Annotated in this window: 19 protein-coding genes; 6 read left to right on the top strand and 13 right to left on the bottom strand. The window is 62.8% G+C overall.

Annotated elements, in window-relative coordinates:
• Nucleotides 1-71: 71 nt before the first annotated feature.
• From DK389_RS33015 to DK389_RS35800, 5 genes are all read right to left on the bottom strand, one after another.
• Nucleotides 72-434, bottom strand: a complete 363-nt coding sequence (locus tag DK389_RS33015; protein WP_162560896.1) for a DUF6894 family protein — start codon at nucleotides 432-434, stop codon at nucleotides 72-74.
• 401 nt (nucleotides 435-835) lie between these two features.
• The gene (locus DK389_RS33020) at nucleotides 836-1,255 is read right to left on the bottom strand and encodes a hypothetical protein (protein WP_162560897.1); all 420 of its coding nucleotides are present in this window, start codon (nucleotides 1,253-1,255) and stop codon (nucleotides 836-838) included.
• 57 nt (nucleotides 1,256-1,312) lie between these two features.
• Nucleotides 1,313-1,561: a hypothetical protein gene (locus DK389_RS27550; RefSeq protein ID WP_109894506.1), complete on the bottom strand. Its 249-nt coding sequence runs from the start codon at nucleotides 1,559-1,561 to the stop codon at nucleotides 1,313-1,315.
• 447 nt (nucleotides 1,562-2,008) lie between these two features.
• Nucleotides 2,009-2,998: an extracellular solute-binding protein gene (locus DK389_RS27555; protein WP_236960390.1), complete on the bottom strand. Its 990-nt coding sequence runs from the start codon at nucleotides 2,996-2,998 to the stop codon at nucleotides 2,009-2,011.
• Nucleotides 2,999-3,027: 29 nt separating this feature from the next.
• The gene (locus DK389_RS35800) at nucleotides 3,028-3,285 is read right to left on the bottom strand and encodes a helix-turn-helix domain-containing protein (RefSeq protein ID WP_109894510.1); all 258 of its coding nucleotides are present in this window, start codon (nucleotides 3,283-3,285) and stop codon (nucleotides 3,028-3,030) included.
• Nucleotides 3,286-3,553: 268 nt separating this feature from the next.
• Here DK389_RS35800 and DK389_RS27565 point away from each other — a divergent pair, with 268 nt between their 5' ends.
• Entirely contained in the window at nucleotides 3,554-4,249 is a 696-nt protein-coding gene (locus tag DK389_RS27565; RefSeq protein ID WP_109894512.1) for a hypothetical protein, read from the top strand.
• Between the two features lie 102 nt (nucleotides 4,250-4,351).
• Here DK389_RS27565 and istB read toward each other — a convergent pair whose 3' ends face one another.
• The 3 genes from istB to DK389_RS33025 all read right to left on the bottom strand — a co-directional run bounded on the left by istB (nucleotide 4,352) and on the right by DK389_RS33025 (nucleotide 6,885).
• A complete protein-coding gene (gene istB, locus DK389_RS27570) occupies nucleotides 4,352-5,221 on the bottom strand; it encodes an IS21-like element helper ATPase IstB (RefSeq protein ID WP_109894514.1) in 870 nt (289 codons plus the stop codon).
• A complete protein-coding gene (gene istA, locus DK389_RS27575; RefSeq protein WP_210206709.1) occupies nucleotides 5,218-6,483 on the bottom strand; it encodes an IS21 family transposase in 1,266 nt (421 codons plus the stop codon). Before istA ends, istB begins: the two co-directional genes overlap by 4 nt.
• 219 nt (nucleotides 6,484-6,702) lie before the next feature.
• Complete coding sequence (locus DK389_RS33025) at nucleotides 6,703-6,885, bottom strand: hypothetical protein (RefSeq protein WP_162560898.1); 183 nt, start codon at nucleotides 6,883-6,885, stop codon at nucleotides 6,703-6,705.
• A 533-nt stretch (nucleotides 6,886-7,418) separates the two neighbouring features.
• Between DK389_RS33025 and DK389_RS27585 the strand changes: the two genes are divergently transcribed.
• Nucleotides 7,419-8,909, top strand: coding sequence for a class I SAM-dependent methyltransferase (locus DK389_RS27585; protein WP_109894520.1), 1,491 nt, complete (start codon nucleotides 7,419-7,421; stop codon nucleotides 8,907-8,909).
• A 170-nt stretch (nucleotides 8,910-9,079) separates the two neighbouring features.
• Here DK389_RS27585 and DK389_RS35050 read toward each other — a convergent pair whose 3' ends face one another.
• Nucleotides 9,080-9,214 carry a hypothetical protein gene (locus DK389_RS35050; protein ID WP_257791917.1) on the bottom strand — a complete coding sequence of 45 codons (135 nt, stop codon included), beginning with the start codon at nucleotides 9,212-9,214 and terminating at the stop codon, nucleotides 9,080-9,082.
• A gap of 301 nt (nucleotides 9,215-9,515) precedes the next feature.
• Between DK389_RS35050 and tnpA the strand changes: the two genes are divergently transcribed.
• The 3 genes from tnpA (at nucleotide 9,516) to tnpC (ending at nucleotide 11,895) form a co-directional block, all read left to right on the top strand.
• Nucleotides 9,516-9,941 (top strand): IS66-like element accessory protein TnpA, encoded by a 426-nt coding sequence (gene tnpA / locus DK389_RS27590; protein WP_162560622.1) that lies wholly within the window; start codon nucleotides 9,516-9,518, stop codon nucleotides 9,939-9,941.
• The gene (tnpB, locus tag DK389_RS27595) at nucleotides 9,938-10,294 is read left to right on the top strand and encodes an IS66 family insertion sequence element accessory protein TnpB (protein WP_109891135.1); all 357 of its coding nucleotides are present in this window, start codon (nucleotides 9,938-9,940) and stop codon (nucleotides 10,292-10,294) included. The genes tnpA and tnpB overlap by 4 nt, the downstream gene beginning before the upstream one ends.
• A gap of 119 nt (nucleotides 10,295-10,413) precedes the next feature.
• Nucleotides 10,414-11,895, top strand: a complete 1,482-nt coding sequence (gene tnpC / locus DK389_RS27600; protein WP_418292057.1) for an IS66 family transposase — start codon at nucleotides 10,414-10,416, stop codon at nucleotides 11,893-11,895.
• Nucleotides 11,896-11,914: 19 nt separating this feature from the next.
• On the opposite strand, the gene DK389_RS27605 is transcribed toward tnpC, so the two are convergent.
• A complete protein-coding gene (locus DK389_RS27605) occupies nucleotides 11,915-12,145 on the bottom strand; it encodes a DUF6429 family protein (RefSeq protein WP_109889933.1) in 231 nt (76 codons plus the stop codon).
• A gap of 144 nt (nucleotides 12,146-12,289) precedes the next feature.
• Entirely contained in the window at nucleotides 12,290-12,835 is a 546-nt protein-coding gene (locus DK389_RS27610; protein ID WP_162560899.1) for a helix-turn-helix domain-containing protein, read from the bottom strand.
• A 15-nt stretch (nucleotides 12,836-12,850) separates the two neighbouring features.
• On the opposite strand from DK389_RS27610, the gene DK389_RS33030 reads away from it, so the two are divergent.
• Complete coding sequence (locus DK389_RS33030) at nucleotides 12,851-13,120, top strand: hypothetical protein (protein WP_162560900.1); 270 nt, start codon at nucleotides 12,851-12,853, stop codon at nucleotides 13,118-13,120.
• Nucleotides 13,121-13,614: 494 nt separating this feature from the next.
• Here DK389_RS33030 and DK389_RS27615 read toward each other — a convergent pair whose 3' ends face one another.
• Together DK389_RS27615 and DK389_RS27620 are read right to left on the bottom strand one after the other, a co-directional pair.
• On the bottom strand, nucleotides 13,615-15,021 hold the full coding sequence (locus DK389_RS27615) for a DUF1254 domain-containing protein (RefSeq protein WP_236960392.1): 1,407 nt from the start codon (nucleotides 15,019-15,021) through the stop codon (nucleotides 13,615-13,617).
• Nucleotides 15,022-15,153: 132 nt separating this feature from the next.
• Nucleotides 15,154-16,458, bottom strand: coding sequence for a DUF1214 domain-containing protein (locus DK389_RS27620; RefSeq protein ID WP_236960393.1), 1,305 nt, complete (start codon nucleotides 16,456-16,458; stop codon nucleotides 15,154-15,156).
• Nucleotides 16,459-16,610: the final 152 nt, after the last annotated feature.

The raw sequence follows: 16,610 nt of genomic DNA on the forward strand, positions 1-16,610 counted from the left end.
TACGATGAACCAGCCATCCTCCGTTCGTGAAGGGCCTCGATGTGTCTCAGGAGCGCTGACGGCGGACAGCGTCATTGCCGTGCGCTGAGCCACTCGCCGGCCAAAGAGAGTGTAGCCCGATAAATGAGCCGGCCATCATCATCGCGAACGCTGACCATGTAGTCGAGTAGGTCATCCTGCAAAACGTCATCCCTCGCGATCGCTGTCAGTGCACGCATCGCTTCTACTCGGGCATCCTGAGCACTCTCGCACTCCGTCCCTTCGCTGTCTCGCACGCAGCGGTTGCCGTCAGCAAAATCGAAGAAGAAGCGAGATGATCTCAATACGCCGGTCGCGAAGCTCGACGTCTGCCCCTCGCCACTTTGCACGGAAGGGTCGTCCTCGCGGGTGCGATTTGCTTGCTCGCCAATTGTGTTATCAGTATAGCAATTCACTATGGAAGCCCTCCTAGGCTAAACTCATATAATCCACATTTGAATTCGTAATTTTCTAATGGTTAACAAAACGTTAATATGCTCGTTTTGTACGTTATCGGATGATGGCAAGCTAAGCTTTGCGCAGGCGCCCCGTCGCCATCTCTCTTGAGAAAGATGACGCCAGCTGCACCCAACCTTTCGCCTCCTGACGGCTGGGTACGATCAGCGATTGTCGCCGTCGACGATAGCGATAGGAGATCTCTTCATAACAAGGCTCACGGTCTCGGTTGCCGCAAAAGGCGCAAGCGAGCTTCAGCCTGAACGACCCCTTCTGCGATCAAATAATACCGGGTAATCGATTCCTAGTCGCATTCACGGCCGTGATGCATGGCCATCAGCAGCATCGACACCTGCGGTATTCAGAAGTGTCGCGAGATCGCTGCGATGGACCGCTGATGAATGATTTCTATGAAACCGTCCGCACTTGTTGGGGATATTCCAGCGGCGCTCAGAGCCCGTCTCGAATGGACGCGTGCCTCGACGATGGAAATCGTCTGGCCAGCGCCGAAAGTGGATGATGCTCGCTTGTCGAAATCCTCAGCTGCGAAGTTAAAGGCGGAGCAGTAAACTGCTCGCGGAAGGTCGCGAGGGGTGCGGGCAAGTTGGTCCCAGCACTCATCGATCTTCCGGACCACGTCAGCAAGGGAGCCACGACGGACCGCAGCGACGAAGTCGCCAACGCCCCGCTCGATCGCCTGATCCGGCGCAGCTTGCTGAGCTAGCGGAGCGCTGGTCGCGAGCATCAGCAAGATGACCAGCAAAGCGGCGCGGTCCGTCACTTCGGGCAGTCCTTGTTCGTCGGAGGCTCGCGGAGCGATCGTTGCTCGCCGAGCTGCTCAGTGCTTGGCGAGGCTCTCGAAGTCGGCCTCGGAGCCGATCTTCTCGCAGAAGCGTGCAAGCCGGCTCAGGCTCGGCTCGGCAAGGCCGCCAGCATTCGCGAAGGTGGCGAGCGCGAAGCTGACCAGAAGCTCCGCCTCCTCCTGCGTCACCGCTCGACCGCTCAAGGTGCTGGCCGCGCCCCTCACGGCATGCACGGCTTGGCGGAATGCCGGGTCACCCTTCAGGTCCTCCAGGCGTGACGCCACTTCGCCCTCCTGATCCTTCTCAGCCGAGATCGGCTTACGTTGCGAGTTTCAAGAGGCACTTGCCACAGCCTCATCGGAGGTGGAAGGCGATCCAGAGAGCACAGGCGAGCACGCCGACGACGAGCAGCCATCTGATGATCGCGGTCAGGACGGCTGACGCTTCATCTCGGAGGTTCCTTCGCCCTCCGGTGTGCGGCAAGCATGCGCTCGTCTCGAAGGCCTTTCTCCGGTCGGCCTGGGCCGCTGGTATCCCCCGATCAGGTATGTGAGGTCGCGCACGGCAGTGCCTCCCTTCCACAATTAGATTGATTGCAGGCCAGCATTCCTGGTCGTGAGGAACCGGTCGACACAGCGGGAGGGGGAGCTTTGCTCGCCCGCTGTGTCGGCCGGTTTCCGTCTGCACGGGCCAGCCAAAAGCTCCGGTTCGCCTCTGGGCACCGTCCGGCATCAATTCGGCTGCGCCTTCGCACCATAGCGCCGCGTCCACTCTGCAAGAACCCTTGTGCGGTTCTCAGCCATCCATGAGAGATCATTCTTCGCCATGCGCGCCTCGATGTGAGGCGGATATGTCGATGGCGGATTGGAGACCTCTGGGTGGGCGACGATCGCGAAGGTCTGCGCATAAAGTTCGTTGGCCGCACGACTTGCTGCCCAGTCCGCCACGCGTTTCGCAAGATCGATATGATGTGAGCCCGCGACGATGGCGAAGGCTTCCAACTCCCACCCGACACCATCTGCAGGCACGAGGATCTGAATTGGCGCTCCGCCCTCTTTGAGCAGCGCGGCACGCATGTCGTAGCTCAAGCCAGCCAGATGGCGACCGTTTGCAACCTCCTCACAGGGACCTGAGCCCGTAGCAAGATACGCGACGACGTTCTGATCGAGCGCGTCCATGAACGCCCAGGCTGCGTCCTCGCCCATGTTCTGGATCCAGTTCGAGACGAGGAGATAGCCCGTCCCCGTCATGACGGGGCTGGGTAGGACGAGGCGGCCTTTCCATTCGGAGCGGAGAAGGTGCTGCCATCTGGTTGGCGTGAGAATGCGCTGGCGCTGGGCAAGGTCGCTGTTCAGGCAAATCACGCCGAGATACGCATCCATGCCCGTCCACGTGTAGGGCGCTGTCGGATCACGGAAGGGCTTGCGAAGTCGGTCAGCACCGACTGGCTCGTAGGGTAGGAGCAGTCCGAGCTTTTCGAAGGCGATGAGGCTGGTGGCAGCAAGGCCGAGCACCATGTCGGCCTGCATATGCTCGCGTTCGGCAAGGATCCGGTCAGTCAGCACGCCGGTCTGATGCCAGACCCATGAAATTTCGACCTCCGGTACCGCGGCTTCGATGGCCTGCTTAAACGGTGCGTGCTGCTCAGGCTCCAGCGCGGTGTAGATCGTCAGTCGCGTGCGCTCGGTGGCGTGGGCTGCTGGAGCGATCCCGAAGGCCACCAGTAGGCCGAGGAGAGCAGCCGCTAGCCTCATGACCCCTGCGGCTCGCGGTGGCGCACGCCGGGACCACCTCCATTCTGCGGTATGAAATCAATACCAGCGGTCTCCAGAGCCTCGCGCAGATCGTCGGTCGTCCTCTCACGAACCTGCCTTTTATTCGTTTCGAAATCCGCGATGGCCGCTCTCGAAACCTTGCCTTCTCGAGCAAGGTCTTCGCGGCTCCAATCGAGGAGGGCTCGCGCGGCGCGACACTGTCCGGTAGAAATTGGCCTTTTATCCAAAATCATACTTTTAAACTTGAAATCTTGCTGATTTCAGACTATATCTGAAATCAGCTTGAAGCCAAGGCGCATAAATGTCCCTCCGCCGCCAAATCTCTTGATCCGCTGCTCTCACTGACATCCGCGCTGACCGCGCCGCCGTTGCTGCGCCTGCGTCCCTTGCTGAGCGTATCGCTCGCCAGCAGGCCCGTGAGGAAGGCGTCCGCGCCTACCGCGAGGCTCGCGCTGCGCTCACCCGCTCGCCGCTGCCGCCGGCTACGACCGCCGCGCCATCATGAACCTCGCCGTCGCCATCGTCCGCGAGCAGATGGGCGCGGTGGTGGGCCGTTCCTACCGTGCTCTGATCGGCAACGCCCTCAATCAGGCATGGGCCGCCGCCAAGGTCCAGCGCCGGCCGCTGCACATTGAGAGCCGGACGATGATGCTCCCGCTACCTCAACGATCACCGGCCGTGCGCTTGCGCATCACCCGCGGTGAGCCGAACCTGCACGAGCAGCACGCCTGGGCGCTCGCCCGTTGCCGGGTGCTGCGTAGCCGCTTCGCCGAACTCTCGCGCGTCACCGACATCTCGCTCGCCACGGAGCATCTGACGGAGCCAGCGCTGAAGGGCTTGGCGTACGAGTTGCGACGCTGCGCGCGGCTGTACGTGGGCGAGAGGCCGTACTGCGAGGCGGCGGGCGCGGAAGCTGAGTTGCGGCGCGAGATCCGGGCGCGCTACCGGACGGGCCGCGGCGCTTGGTACGCATGTGTGCGGGTGATGCACTGGGACGAGGCGCGCAGCGAGGCCCGCGAGATCGACTGCGTTGAGGAGCGCTGCGCCAGCAAGGACGCCGCCATCGAGAAAGCGCGGGCTCTGCTGGCGGAGCACGCACACCGCTTTGCGTCGGACCGGACGGTGGAGCCGGAGGTGTTCAGCGAGCTGGAGTGGAGCACGTTGAAGCTGCTCACAGAGGATGACGACGCCGACTGACAAGGGATGTCGGTCTTGTCTGCAACAGGTGTCAACGGGCGCCGAAGTCTCCGCGCTTCTGGGCTTTCAAAATTCCCTGGCCGCGGGGTCTGTGGTCGGTGATCAGCCGGCTGCGTGAGCGGATAGCGCCTTCCGGGGTGGACGGCCGCGGCGCTTGGGAGCGGGCGGCGGGATGATGACGGCCTTGGAGCGCACGTGCTCGGGCACAAGATCGGCGTGCTGGCGCAGGCGATAGCTCGCTCCCTCAATCTGGATGACTACGGCATGGTGCAGCAGGCGGTCGAGCAGCGCCGTGGCCACGACCGGATCGCCGAACACCTCGCCCCATTCGGCAAAGCCGCGGTTCGAGGTCAGGATCATCGCACCCCGCTCATAGCGCGCATTGACGAGCTGGAAGAACAGGTTGCCTCCACCCGGGATGACAGGAAGGTATCCGATCTCGTCCACCACCAGCAGCGCGGCGCGGCAGAGATAGCGGATGCGTTCGCGCAGGGAGCCGTCCCGCTCTGCCTTGGCCAGCGAGGTGATCAGATCGGCCAGCGTCGAGAACACCACGCTGCGTCCGGCCTTTACCGCCTCAACGGCGAGCGCGGTGGCGAGATGGCTCTTGCCGGTGCCGGGTGGTCCAAGCAGGTGAACCACCTCGGCCCGGTCGATGAAGGTCAGCTCGGCCAGCGCCAGGATGCGCTCCCGGTCGAGCGAGGGCTGGAAGGCGAAGTCGAAGCCGGCCAGCGTCTTGATCGTGGTCAGGCGCGCCACGAGCAGGGCGGTCTTCACGCGGCGGTTCTCGCGCAGCGTGAGTTCCTCAGTCAGGATCTCGTCGAGGGCGCTGATGCCGTCGATCTCGCCCTGCTCGATGCGGCGGATCGTGGCGTCGAGGACCTCCAGGGCGCGCGGCATGCGCAGGCCGACAAGGCTGCGCTTGATGCTGTCGAGGGTCGTGACAGCACAGGAGACAGCGGCACGGGTCATGACCGGCCTCCGATCCCGCTGGCGAGCCGTTCGCCGATGGCTTGGTAGACGGCTAGCGAGCGCCGGGCGACGTGATCGCCGCGGCGGCCGATCATCTGGCTGTCGGGATGGCCGTGGCGCATGGCCCGGGCGGCCGCGCCCTGCCGATGGCCGGGATCGACGCGGTACTGCCGACGCCCTTCCAGGATCGAGTGGCTCGCCACGAGGCGGCCGCCGTCGAGGATGCGGATCGTGTCGGGCAGCTGATGCACTTCGACGACACGCCGGGTCCGGTCCGGCACGCTGTAGTAGTTGCCGCCGATCGAGACCAGGCCGTCGTGACTGACGCGCCGTTCCAGCTTGAGCAGGGCGTCGAAGGGCACGGCCGGCAGCGGCTGCAACTCGGGTTTCTCGGCGGCGAAGGCTTCCGAGACGATCCGCTGCGTGGTGCCGTGCAGGCGGACGTTGGCGACGGTGTCGAGCCAAGACCGAAGCTGAGCGTTCAGGTCGTCGAGGTCGCGGAAGGAGCGTGCCAGGAAGAAGTCTTGGCGGATGTACGAGAACGGCCGCTCGACCTTACCCTTCGTTTTGGCCCTGTAGGGGCGACAGGCGCGGGGCAGGAAGCCGTAGTGCTTGGCCAGCGCCAGCAGGGATCGGTTGTAGACGATGTGGCCGGCCGCCTCCTCGCCGGTGACCGCCGTCTTCATGCGGTCGTAGAGGATCTCGATCGGCACGCCGCCGATGGCGGCGAACGCCTGCATGTGACAGCGCAGCAGCGTCTGCAGATCCTGGTGCAGGACAAAGCGCGCCTCGATGTGCCGGGAATGGCCGAGCACCAGCGAGAACAGCCAGACGATGCAGGCCGTGCCCGGCGCGTCCGTGAAGGTGACCGCGAAGCGGGCGAAGTCGACCTGCGCCTGCTGGCCGGCCGGGGTCTCGAAGCGGACCTCGTACGGCTTGGCCTCGGGCGGTCGGATCGCGGCGGCAAACCGCTTCACGGCGGTGTAGGCTCCCGTATAGCCGCGCTCGCGCAGCTCGCGGGTCAGGCGCACGGCGCTGAGATCGGGGAAGGCGGCGACGCGCTCGCGCAGATAATCGCGGTAGGGCGCGAGTTTGCTCGGACGTCCGGCTTGGCGCGGGCCGTAGACCGGCAGTTCGAGGCCGCGCTCGATGTACTTGCGGATCGTCTTCGGGTCGCGCCCAGTCCGACGGGCTATGGCGGTAACCGACAGGCCCTGTCGGTGCAGGTCCAAGATCATGAGGAGCTCTCCCAGCAGGACCATCCTCATCACTCCCGACCGAGACGCGTCGGCAGGCATGGTGGCTGAGGATGGATAAGCCCGAGGGTGCGGGGTGCGTCCCGCCTCCGCGGGCCAAGGCATCGGCCAGGGAATTTTCGATGCCCACAATCAGGGAGTATTCAACGCCCGCTGACAACAGGGACCGTCGTGAGCACGACAGCCTCGAATGGATTATGGCTCATCTGGCCGGAGCCCGCCTTCTCAAAGTACGTTCAGGTAGCGGGTTCTCAGAACCGCGGAAGCGAGCGCTGGGTTGATAGGAAGCAATCTTGTCGGAGCATCGGCATGGAACCGCACGTCTTTCAGCGCGACGGCGTTTCGTTGCGGATTGAGTTTCAGGGAACCGAGTTCGGATGGGAAGGTCGCCTCTTCATAGAGGGCCATCCTACACTTCAGGTGGTGCGCGTGCTGAATGTGTGCGGCTTGAGCAAGGGCCAGGCACGCAGCACCATCATTAGAGGCTGTGAGGCGATGGCCGCGAACATGCTACGGCCAGAGGCCGGAGATTGCTAAGCCGCAAGAGGCGAGATGGCGAAGGCTGTCAAGCGCAGACCGCCTACATTCCTCAGCAGTGGGACGAGTTTCGAGGCCGCCCAGAGTGTAACCGCACCCAGCTGCTCGTGCGAAGACTGGCAATGATCGACAACCGACGCGAGCCTTTGCGCCAAGGCATCGTCCGACAGAATCTTATGCGGCGGGCATCCGGCGTGGCGGCCAGTTACTGTCTTCACTGGAGCTTTCAAAACGCGTTCATGCAGCGCGCCCGTGCGGATCCCGACAAACGTACCGCACGACGTGTCGCCCCCAATCGCTTCGTGCGACGCTGAAGTGTAAGAAGTAAATCCTGGTTTGCTCGAACATTTCCTCAGCCATTCACCCCTCTTTCAAACGGCAGGGTTTTGAAAGTCGCTTCTTGAGTGTTCGAATGGACGAACTGGATTCAGAGAACCGAAGGAAATCGCGATGAACAGAAATTTAGTGCTCTACCAGTATTACGAGAAAGACGAATTATACCGAAAAAATCTGGAATTTTTTTGAAAACTGCGTGGACGCCAGGGGCTGACTATGTATTTATAATCTCGGGTGGTTGCTCCGTAACAATTCCAGCGGTAAGCAACGTTCGAGTCTTCCACCGACGCAATATCGGCTTCGACTTTGGGGCATACGAGGACGTTTTTAAAGAATTTGTCGATCCAGATGCATACGATTACATTTTCTTTGTAAATTGCACTGTCCGCGGTCCGTTTCTACCAACGTATTGCGAAATGAATTGGACCGATGTTTTCAAAACCAAATTAACACTTGATACTAAAATCGTTGGAGCCACCATAAACATTTTGCATGCCCACTCAGAATTTGCCGCCCTTTTTCGAGAAAGTTACCATTTCCGGCCATGCGGCCCTGTGCCTCATGTGCAGTCGATGATGTTTGCTGTTGATCGTTCATGTATGGCAATATTAAAAGAAGCGGATTTCTTTAATCGCGGGCTGGCGATTACATGGGTTGAGGCAATTATACACTATGAGCTTCTACTTTCTCAAGTGTTGATTGAAAAAGGATATAACATCGCATGTCTTTTGCCAGAATATGAGCTTGATTATCGTGTTGTCAGCGAGGATATAAATCCTACCTCATGGGAGGGGAACGCTATAGACAGGGGTGCATATTTCGGTCGGTCGCTTCATCCTTACGAGACTGTGTTCTTCAAAAATAATCGCGGTACAGTCGAGGCGCGGGAGATGGAAAGCTTGACGAGCACGGCTTTGACGGCATCAGAACCTCGCCAGTCATTCCTGGCTCAGGCGAGAATTGACAGTGCTTTAGCGAAATATCCCAGCGCCTGGACGGGGCATAAGAACTTCGCAACTTGGTTGGTGAAAAAGATGAGGGCCCAGGTTGTCGTTGATCTGGGCGTGGATTATGGGTTTTCAACATTTTGCTTCGGGGCCGCGGGTGCAGCAGAGGTTGTCGGGATCGATGCGTTTGAGGGGGACGAGCATGCAGGTAGACGAGACACTTATTCGACAGTCCTTCAAATAAAAAATGAATTGAAATTTGATAACGTTAGCATTATCAGGGGGCGCTTCAACGAAATTTCGAGAGAATGGTCACGACCGATCGATATTCTACATATAGACGGCCGTCATAATTACGATGACGTTAGGGCTGATTACCTAGATTGGATTAGGCATATTAATATTAATGGTGTTGTGCTGCTTCATGATGTTTGTGTAAGCGACTTTGGTGTTAGACGGTTTTTTGAAGAAATTGATTCTCCAAAATTAGTTCTCTTGAATTCGTTTGGCCTTGGTGTTATATCTCGCAGCAGTGAATTAATATTTAGCATCTCTGAATTATTTTCCTCGCTCATTGAGCCTGGATCTCTTCACTTGAAAGCCGATTTATGAGTGGTCGGTTATTCGGACAATAATGGACTTACTTTTGCAATGATTGTTACGAGTTGGCCCGAAGGTGCACTCTGACTACAGGTCACGTTGCGTATCGGACCGATCCCGATCGTGTGGACACGACAGGCCCTGCCTGCCCGTGATCAGATCGGACGACGGGGCAATTAGGCCTAACTCTTCCCCTTGAGATCTTCGAGGTAAGCAGCCCCGATCCCGTTGTTGATGCGATCCTTGGTGTCGTCCGGCAGGCGCTCGATCGCACTGGCCGCGGCGGCGCAGATCTGCTCCACTTCTGCCTTCACCAAGTCATGAGGGGGGCTCGATCCGCGGAGTGAGAGTTCTGCTTCCCCGTCGCCGACCTCGGGAGGGAAGCTATGGAAGGACCTCGCCCATACTCTGATGGCAGTCACCCAGAGCTCCGTAAGTTGCTCGTCGCTCAGGGCATGGTATCGCCGGCCTCTTCGCGGATAGTCCTCTGTCAGCGCCAGCGTGTTTCGAGCCATGTCTGCATGGGCCGCAGCTTGAACGTAAGCGGTGTTCGAAGCACACCTTCCGGCAGCTGCGATGTGGGGCGAGGATGATCTCCGAGGAGATCGTTTTGTGTCTATGCTCGACCATATGCTTGAGCCGCGAACCGTACGGCGACTGGAACTCTTCACCGGGGTCACGGGCCGGCGACGCTGGTCGGACGAGGCGAAGGACCGCATCCTGCAGGAGGCGTTGAGACCGGGAGCGGTGGTCTCCGAGGTGGCCCGCCGGCACGGTCTCTCGCCGCAACACCTGTTCACCTGGCGCCGCTTGGCCCGACAGGCGCGTCGGGCCGCTGCCCCTTCGCCTCTGTTCGTGCCGGCCGTGGTCGAACCGATCCCGCAGGAGCCGCGCATGGCGGTTCCACCCCACGAGCCAGCGTGTCGCTCGCTGCCGAGGCATGGCATCGAGGTGGAGATCGGCGGCGCAGTAGTGCGCATCGGCGCCGGCGCGCAGCCCGATGCGATCACAGCCGTGATCCGCGCGTTGAAGGCTGGCTCGTGATCGGCCCGACCGGTGCGGTACGGGTGATGGTCGCCACAAAGCCGGTCGACTTCCGCAAGGGCATGGACGGGCTTGCTGGCTTGGTGCGGGAGGCGATGGATGCCGATCCGTTCTCGGGGGCCGTCTACGTGTTCCGCTCCAAACGCGGCGACCGCGTGAAGCTGCTCTTCTGGGATGGTACTGGCGTGGTGCTGGTGGCCAAGCGGCTGGAGCAGGGTGAGTTCCGCTGGCCGAAGGTGCAGGACGGCGTGATGCGGCTGAGCGCGGCGCAGCTCTCCGCTTTACTCGAAGGACTGGACTGGAAACGCGTGCACGAACCGCGGGCGGTGCCGGTTCCGCTCGTCGCAAGCTGAGCAGAAAAGAACGCCAGACCTCATCAAACTGGCTGCAAGCCGCTGATCGGTATGATCTAATCTGCTCCGTGAGCGCGACCACGCAGCCCCTGCCGGATGACCCTGAGACCCTCAAGGCGATGCTGCTGGAGGCACGCGCCGAGAGTGAGCGGCTGCGGCAGATCATTCGGGAGCTGCAGCGTCATCGCTTTGGACGCCGTGCCGAGAGCTGGCCCGAGGACCAGTTGCTGCTGGCGCTGGAGGAGGCCGAGCAGGTCGAGGCCGCCGATCACGCCGGCGGCGAGGAAACGGCGCCGACCGTGAAGGCGGCACGGATTGCCAAGCGGCGCACAAACCGAGGCGCACTGCCCGGCCACCTTCCGCGGATCGAGAGGCTCATCGACATCGCGAGCACAACTTGCCCGTGCTGCTCAGGCTCGCTGCACTGGATGGGCGAGGATGTGTCCGAGCGCCTCGACATCGTGCCAGCTCAGTTCCGGGTGCTGGTGATCCGCCGGCCGAAATATGCCTGCCGGGCCTGCGAGGAGGTCGTCGTGCAAGCCCCGGCACCGGCACGGCTGATCGAGGGCGGGCTGCCCACCGACGCCCTCGTTGCGCAGGTGCTGGTCTCGAAATACGCCGACCACCTACCGCTCTACCGTCAGGCACAGATCTATGCGCGTCAGGGGATCAGCCTCGACCGCTCCACCCTCGCGGACTGGGTCGGACGCGCCGCCTTCCTGCTGCGGCCGGTGCACGCGCGGCTGCTGGAGCATCTGAAAGCCTCGGGCAAGCTGTTTGCCGACGAGACCACCGCGCCGGTGCTCGACCCAGGGCGCGGGCGCACCAAGACAGGCCAGCTCTGGGCTTATGCTCGGGATGATCGACCCTGGGGCGGCACCGACCCGCCCGGTGTCGTCTACCTCTACGCGCCCGACCGCATGGCCGAGCGACCGGCGGCGCATCTGTCCGGGTTCGAAGGTGTGCTGCAGGTGGACGGCTACGCGGGCTACAAGGTTCTGGCCGAGCGCGGTCCGGTGCAACTGGCCTACTGCTGGGCTCATGTCCGCCGCCGCTTCTACGAGCTGGCACAAGCCGGCCCGGCGCCCATCGCGTCAGAGATGCTGGCCCGTATTGCGGGGCTGTATCGGATCGAGGCCGAGATCCGCGGCCGCTCGGCCGAGGAGCGGCGCGCAGCGCGCCAAGAGCGCAGCCGCCCTGTGATCGAGGCCTTGGAGCCTTGGCTGCGGGAAAAGCTCGCGCTGGTCAGCCAGAAGAGCAAACTCGCTGAAGCCATCCGCTACGCGCTCGGCCGCTGGGCCGGCCTGTCGCTCTTCCTTGAGAACGGCCGGGTCGAGATCGACTCGAACGTGGTGGAGCGGGCCATCCGTCCGTTGGCTCTGACACGGAAGAATGCGCTCTTCGCTGGATCCGACGGTGGCGGCGAGCACTGGGCGGTGATCGCCTCGCTGATCGAAACCTGCAAGCTCAACGGCGTCGAGCCGCAAGCCTACCTGGCCGACGTCATCATCCGCATCGTCCAAGGCCATCCGCAGCGGCGCCTCGACGAGCTTCTGCCCTGGGGCTACCCGAGCACACCCACCCTCCAAGCTGTGGCCTGAGAACGCTCCGGTTCTCACATCAGTCGGGCCGCGTGAACAGGGTCCGGAACAGCGCCTCGGATTGACGCAGCCCCTCGTCAGTCAGCACTACCGACTTGGCGCGTCCGACCGGATCCGCAATCAGCCCTTTGGCGTGAAGACGTCTAAGCACGGTCCAGTCGAAGCCCTTCCAAGCTCGACGCTCGTCGTGGAGCGTCAGCCACAGAAGGGCGAGCACCGCCTCGTCAATGCGCTGCTCGTCGACCGCCATCAGAGCAGATTAGCACGCCGCGCTCACACCGGCGTGGTGCCAGCCGAACGGTTACGCTTGAACGAATGGCGACGGCGGCTCGAACGCCAGCGTTGAAGGCGGCAGCTTCGGTGCGGGTCCTGGCTTGGACCTTTCGTGCAGCGGCTACCGCTCCTGGCAGCTATCAACGAGGGCCTCCAGATCGACGCGCCGGATCAGCAGCGTGCCATCAACCTTTCGCGCTGGCAGCCTCTTCGGTGAGATCAAAGCGTGAAGCTTGCTCTTGCCGATGCCTTGGATCTTTGCGGCCTCCGGGACGCGATAGGTGATGGTATCCGCGGCCACCTGCAGCGCATTATTGCGTTGCTCTCGTTGACCAAGCCCTTGCGCCCTCTGCCTCTCCATCTCGCCGAGCAAGATCTCCTGCACGACTAAGCCCGCTTCACGCTCGATCGCTCGACGGATCGTAGGCTCAGACAGGCCGTCCTGAATGAAACGCCAAACCTTCCCGGAAACGCGTGCCCCGGCCTCATCCACGATGGATTGCAATGGCACGGCTTCTGTAGGCGTCGGCTTCTTCACGGTAACGTCTCCGATCGATGTAAGGGCGTCGATGCCATACGTGTGCAACGGCACCTCGATCCGGAAATCGCCAGCGAACCAGCCATCAGACAGGACGATACAGCCCTCCCTCCGGAGAGCGACCGTCACTGATGGATGGATCCTATGACCAACCGCTTTGCTTCCCTGGCTGCCGCCGTTGCCCTGAGCTTCGGCGCGATTGCGGCTCCTGCTCTTGCGCAGGCCGCAACGTTCAACGCCTGGGGCCACGAGTACGCGGTTCCCGGTTCGCGGGCGGATGTCGCCCTGAACCCGTCTCAGGGCACCTACACCGCCATGCAGACGAACTCGGTTCGCAATCGTAGCGACGCTGCCGCTTATCGCTACGCTGGCAGTCATGCAGGTGGCCCGGCCAACGATCTGCCGCGCAACTGAATCTGCTAGCCCCTGCAGTGGGCTGACAGTTTTACTGAAGCCCACTGCAGAATCCTGCGGACTGCCCCGAAGGCTCAGAGCGGATGATGCGTGCCAAACGGCACGCCGGCTTGGCCGAGGCCACCCCACATCATGAGCATACAAGAACCCTCGGCCAACCGCCTTCTGACGGAGACCGTACTTAGACGATCGGATACCGCGATGTTCACACGCATCGTTTCCGCTGTTGCCGCTGCCCTTCTGACGCTTGGCGTCTTCGGCGCTTTGACCGCGTCGGCCTTCGCTTGAGGCCGCAGCACACTCAGGGATTGTGAGAGCTGCCAGTCTGCGGGCAGGTTGAGGAACTGAACGGAGGGTCCGGCTTCGGACTGAGGCTGACCCTTCGGTCAGCACCGGGGCACGCAACGCTTCGTGCCCACCGTGCCGGCCGACGATGAAGAGGCCGAGCCCCGCTTGGCAAAGCTTGCTCCGGTCGACAGCGCACTCGCTTGCGCCTACCGCTGAGCCGCGATCTTCTCGACGTCGGGCAGCACCCAGGCCCTCTCGAACAGCGCCCTGGTTGGGGCGTAGAGGCGGAACATCAACTCGAATTGGCGGGCCGGATCGGTCGGGATCCAGTTGGCTTCCTGACCCGCGGGTGCCTTGGGTGCGAAATACAGGTCGACGGACCCGTCGGCGTTCGTCTGCAACCCGCCGCTGTTCGACGCTCGGCTGGCGCGGGCGACGTTCCTGATGAGGGCATGGGTCTGCCGGTCGTAGGCGGTGACGGACCAGTACTGCCCGACGGGCGGGTTTGGCGGCACGGTCAAGCGATAGGTCTCGCTGCCGTCATAGCTCTTTCCCGCCTTGTCCCGGATGTTGATCAGGTAGAACTGACCCGTGCCAAGCCGCTTGATGCCGATGTAACCGTAGCTGTATGTGAGGCCGCGCGCATCGACCGGATAGTGGTTGGGTTCGGCGAAATCCGCTTGGGCGGCTCGGACGAGTTCGGGAGGCGCCGGAAAGGTCCAGTGCGTGCCCTCAAAGAAGGGCGGCAGACCGGCGGCATATTTCGCCTCGAGCCACGCCCGCGCCTCGCGCATGCCGGAGGCGAGCGCCTGTTTCGCATCGCCGCTCGTGGCGAAGGGCTTGCCCTTCTCGATGCCGATCGCCCGCAATGGGTCGATCATGGCCCGGTCGCGGGCAAACCACGGCTCCGCTTGCACGATCCGGTCGAGCCCCTCGAAGAAGCGCTCGTCGTACCGGATCGTCGTATCGAACACGGTGTCACCGACATCGGCGAACCGGGTTGGGGGTGGATCGGCGGCCTGAGAGAGCGGATAGACCCTGAGCCGCTTGCCGTAGGCCACCGACTTGGCGATGTCGGCGTCGGCGTGGCTGGCAAGGTTCGAGCGGAACAGGCCGTAGCTGCCGTGCGTGCCCGGACGGAGGGCGGAGTAGCCCTCGGGGACCTGGCCAGAGAAATCAGGCGGCAGCATCAGGAGCTTGATGCCGTTGCCCTTGTCGATCCCGAGGAGGCCGGCATCCTCAAGCGGCTCCTGCCACAGGTTGACGATGTTGGCGTTCATGGATCCGCCGTCTGCCGGCGGCACTTCGATGACGATGGGCCCGACGTCCTTCGTGTTGAAGAACGCCATGAAGTAGAGCGTGTCCGGGTTGGGAGTGAGGGTCTGGTTGTGCCAGTCGAGGGGCCGACCCCAGTAGATCACCTGGTTCACCTTTCCGGCCGTCTTGGTCAGCATCTCTTGGAGCATGAGGTCGTAATTGACGGCCGGCATGCCCCAGATCACGGCCTCGACCGCACGGCGCTCGACGGTGCGGCGGGCGAGTTCCTCCGCGGACTGGTCCTCTGCGCCCGCAAGCGATGCCAGCCCGCAGAGCAGCGCGACAACAGTTCCCACGGTCCGAACGGTTCTCCCGGACCGAAGCAGCGAAGATGACGGAAATTCGAGCCGCGTGCGCATCGAAAAGCTCCGCATATCTGCACAAACCAGTGACGGGTGCGTGCCTGGAAGAGCGGTGTGACCGACCTGCTACTTGACCTCGGTGAGGTCGCCGGGCTTCCAGCTGCCGTCGAAGGCGGCCTGCTCGGGGCCGTAGATGCGGATGTAGGTGAACCACCCGCGTCCCGGCTCCGTCTTGATCCAGCGCGCCTCCTTGCCGGCCGGAGGTGTGGGCCCGACGTACAGGTCGGTTGGCTCCGTCTTCGATGCGTCCTTCAGCTCGTACAGGGAGCGGAGCGCAGCCTTGCCCTGGTCGGTTTGAACCTCGGACCGGGTCTGCGCGTCGTAGACCGTGACGGACCAGAACAGCTTGTCCGGGACCGGCTGCGGGATGAGGAGCCTGTAGGTCTTCCCGCCGTCCAGGTAGGCGCCCGTCTGATCGCGAGCGGCGAGCCAGTACAGCGAGCCGGCGCCGGCAGACCGCCGAAACATGGCCGGCGAGGTGACGATGGCCTGGGCGAACCATCGGTCCCGCGCCTCGAGGTCGATGCCCGTGGGCGTCTCGAACTGCGCGCTGCCGGGGACCAGCCCCACCCACTCCCACTTCCGGTCGGGCCAGGCGAAGCGGTCGGATCGATTGCTGTCGAAGGCGGAGACCAGCAATTGGTCGCGCCCGGTCCTGGCCGCTCGCTCGAGGATGCCCGTCATGCGCGTATCAGGCGCGAAGGGCTTGCCCTTCTCGATTCCCAGCGTCGCGAGCAGCCCGTACATCGGCAGGAATTTCGCGACCACGGGCTCTTCGTTGATGACCCGGTGCAGCACCTGCCAGAACTGGATGTTGTCCTCCCAGCGTAGGCAACTGCTGTCCATCTCGACGTCGGTCGTGTCGATGATCTGGATCGGCTGCTGACGCTCGGCGCTCGACAGCGGGTAGACCTTGATGGCGCGAAGCGCGTCCATGGCCTTCGGAACATCGGCATTGACGGGCAGCGCCCGCACCGCCAGCAGAATCTTGTTCGACAGGGCTCGTCCGACGAAGTAGCCGGGCGGGGGTTCGCCGCCGTGGCCCGGTGGTAGGACGAGATGCTTGCCGCCCTGGCCAGCGTCCGGTCCGGGGAGCCCGAGGTCGAGCACCCAGCCTTGGTGGTGGTCGTCGACGAGGCCGATATAGGGCCCCGGAGGCAACTCGATCACCATCGGGCCCTGCGAGACGTCGATGACGGCGGAGCCGTAGGGCGTGTCGGAGTTCAGGGTGAAGCCGACCTGCTTCGGGCCCGCCGCGGCGATGCCCATCGCCGTGTTGTCTCCGATGCCCGCCGCCCGGTTGCCATTGAAGATGCCCTCTACGGACACCGTCGGGTACCAGAAGCGGTAGGCCGTGACTGCGCGTGCCATATCGGCGTCGTCACGCGCCTGCGTCGAGGCCTGTGGCGTCGGATACCCGCCCGTGAAGCTGTATGGCGGCGTAGCGGATCCAGATGCCATCAGGCCCGAAGCGGCGACCGCCCCACCCGATGCAGCCGAAGCAAGTGCGCTCCCCAAGAGCA

It is taken from the genome of Methylobacterium durans (assembly GCF_003173715.1).
GTDB lineage: Bacteria > Pseudomonadota > Alphaproteobacteria > Rhizobiales > Beijerinckiaceae > Methylobacterium > Methylobacterium durans.

What these genes read in the sequence shown, in the direction of transcription:
- istA (WP_210206709.1), bottom strand. Translation starts at nt 6,483, where the DNA reads ATGGTCCTGCTGGGAGAGCTCCTCATGATCTTGGACCTGCACCGACAG.
- DK389_RS35800 (WP_109894510.1), bottom strand. Translation starts at nt 3,285, where the DNA reads ATGATTTTGGATAAAAGGCCAATTTCTACCGGACAGTGTCGCGCCGCG.
- DK389_RS33030 (WP_162560900.1), top strand. Translation starts at nt 12,851, where the DNA reads ATGACCAACCGCTTTGCTTCCCTGGCTGCCGCCGTTGCCCTGAGCTTC.
- istB (WP_109894514.1), bottom strand. Translation starts at nt 5,221, where the DNA reads ATGACCCGTGCCGCTGTCTCCTGTGCTGTCACGACCCTCGACAGCATC.
- tnpC (WP_418292057.1), top strand. Translation starts at nt 10,414, where the DNA reads ATGCTGCTGGAGGCACGCGCCGAGAGTGAGCGGCTGCGGCAGATCATT.
- DK389_RS27565 (WP_109894512.1), top strand. Translation starts at nt 3,554, where the DNA reads ATGAACCTCGCCGTCGCCATCGTCCGCGAGCAGATGGGCGCGGTGGTG.
- DK389_RS27605 (WP_109889933.1), bottom strand. Translation starts at nt 12,145, where the DNA reads ATGGCGGTCGACGAGCAGCGCATTGACGAGGCGGTGCTCGCCCTTCTG.
- DK389_RS33025 (WP_162560898.1), bottom strand. Translation starts at nt 6,885, where the DNA reads ATGGCCCTCTATGAAGAGGCGACCTTCCCATCCGAACTCGGTTCCCTG.
- tnpA (WP_162560622.1), top strand. Translation starts at nt 9,516, where the DNA reads ATGCTCGACCATATGCTTGAGCCGCGAACCGTACGGCGACTGGAACTC.
- DK389_RS27620 (WP_236960393.1), bottom strand. Translation starts at nt 16,458, where the DNA reads ATGGCACGCGCAGTCACGGCCTACCGCTTCTGGTACCCGACGGTGTCC.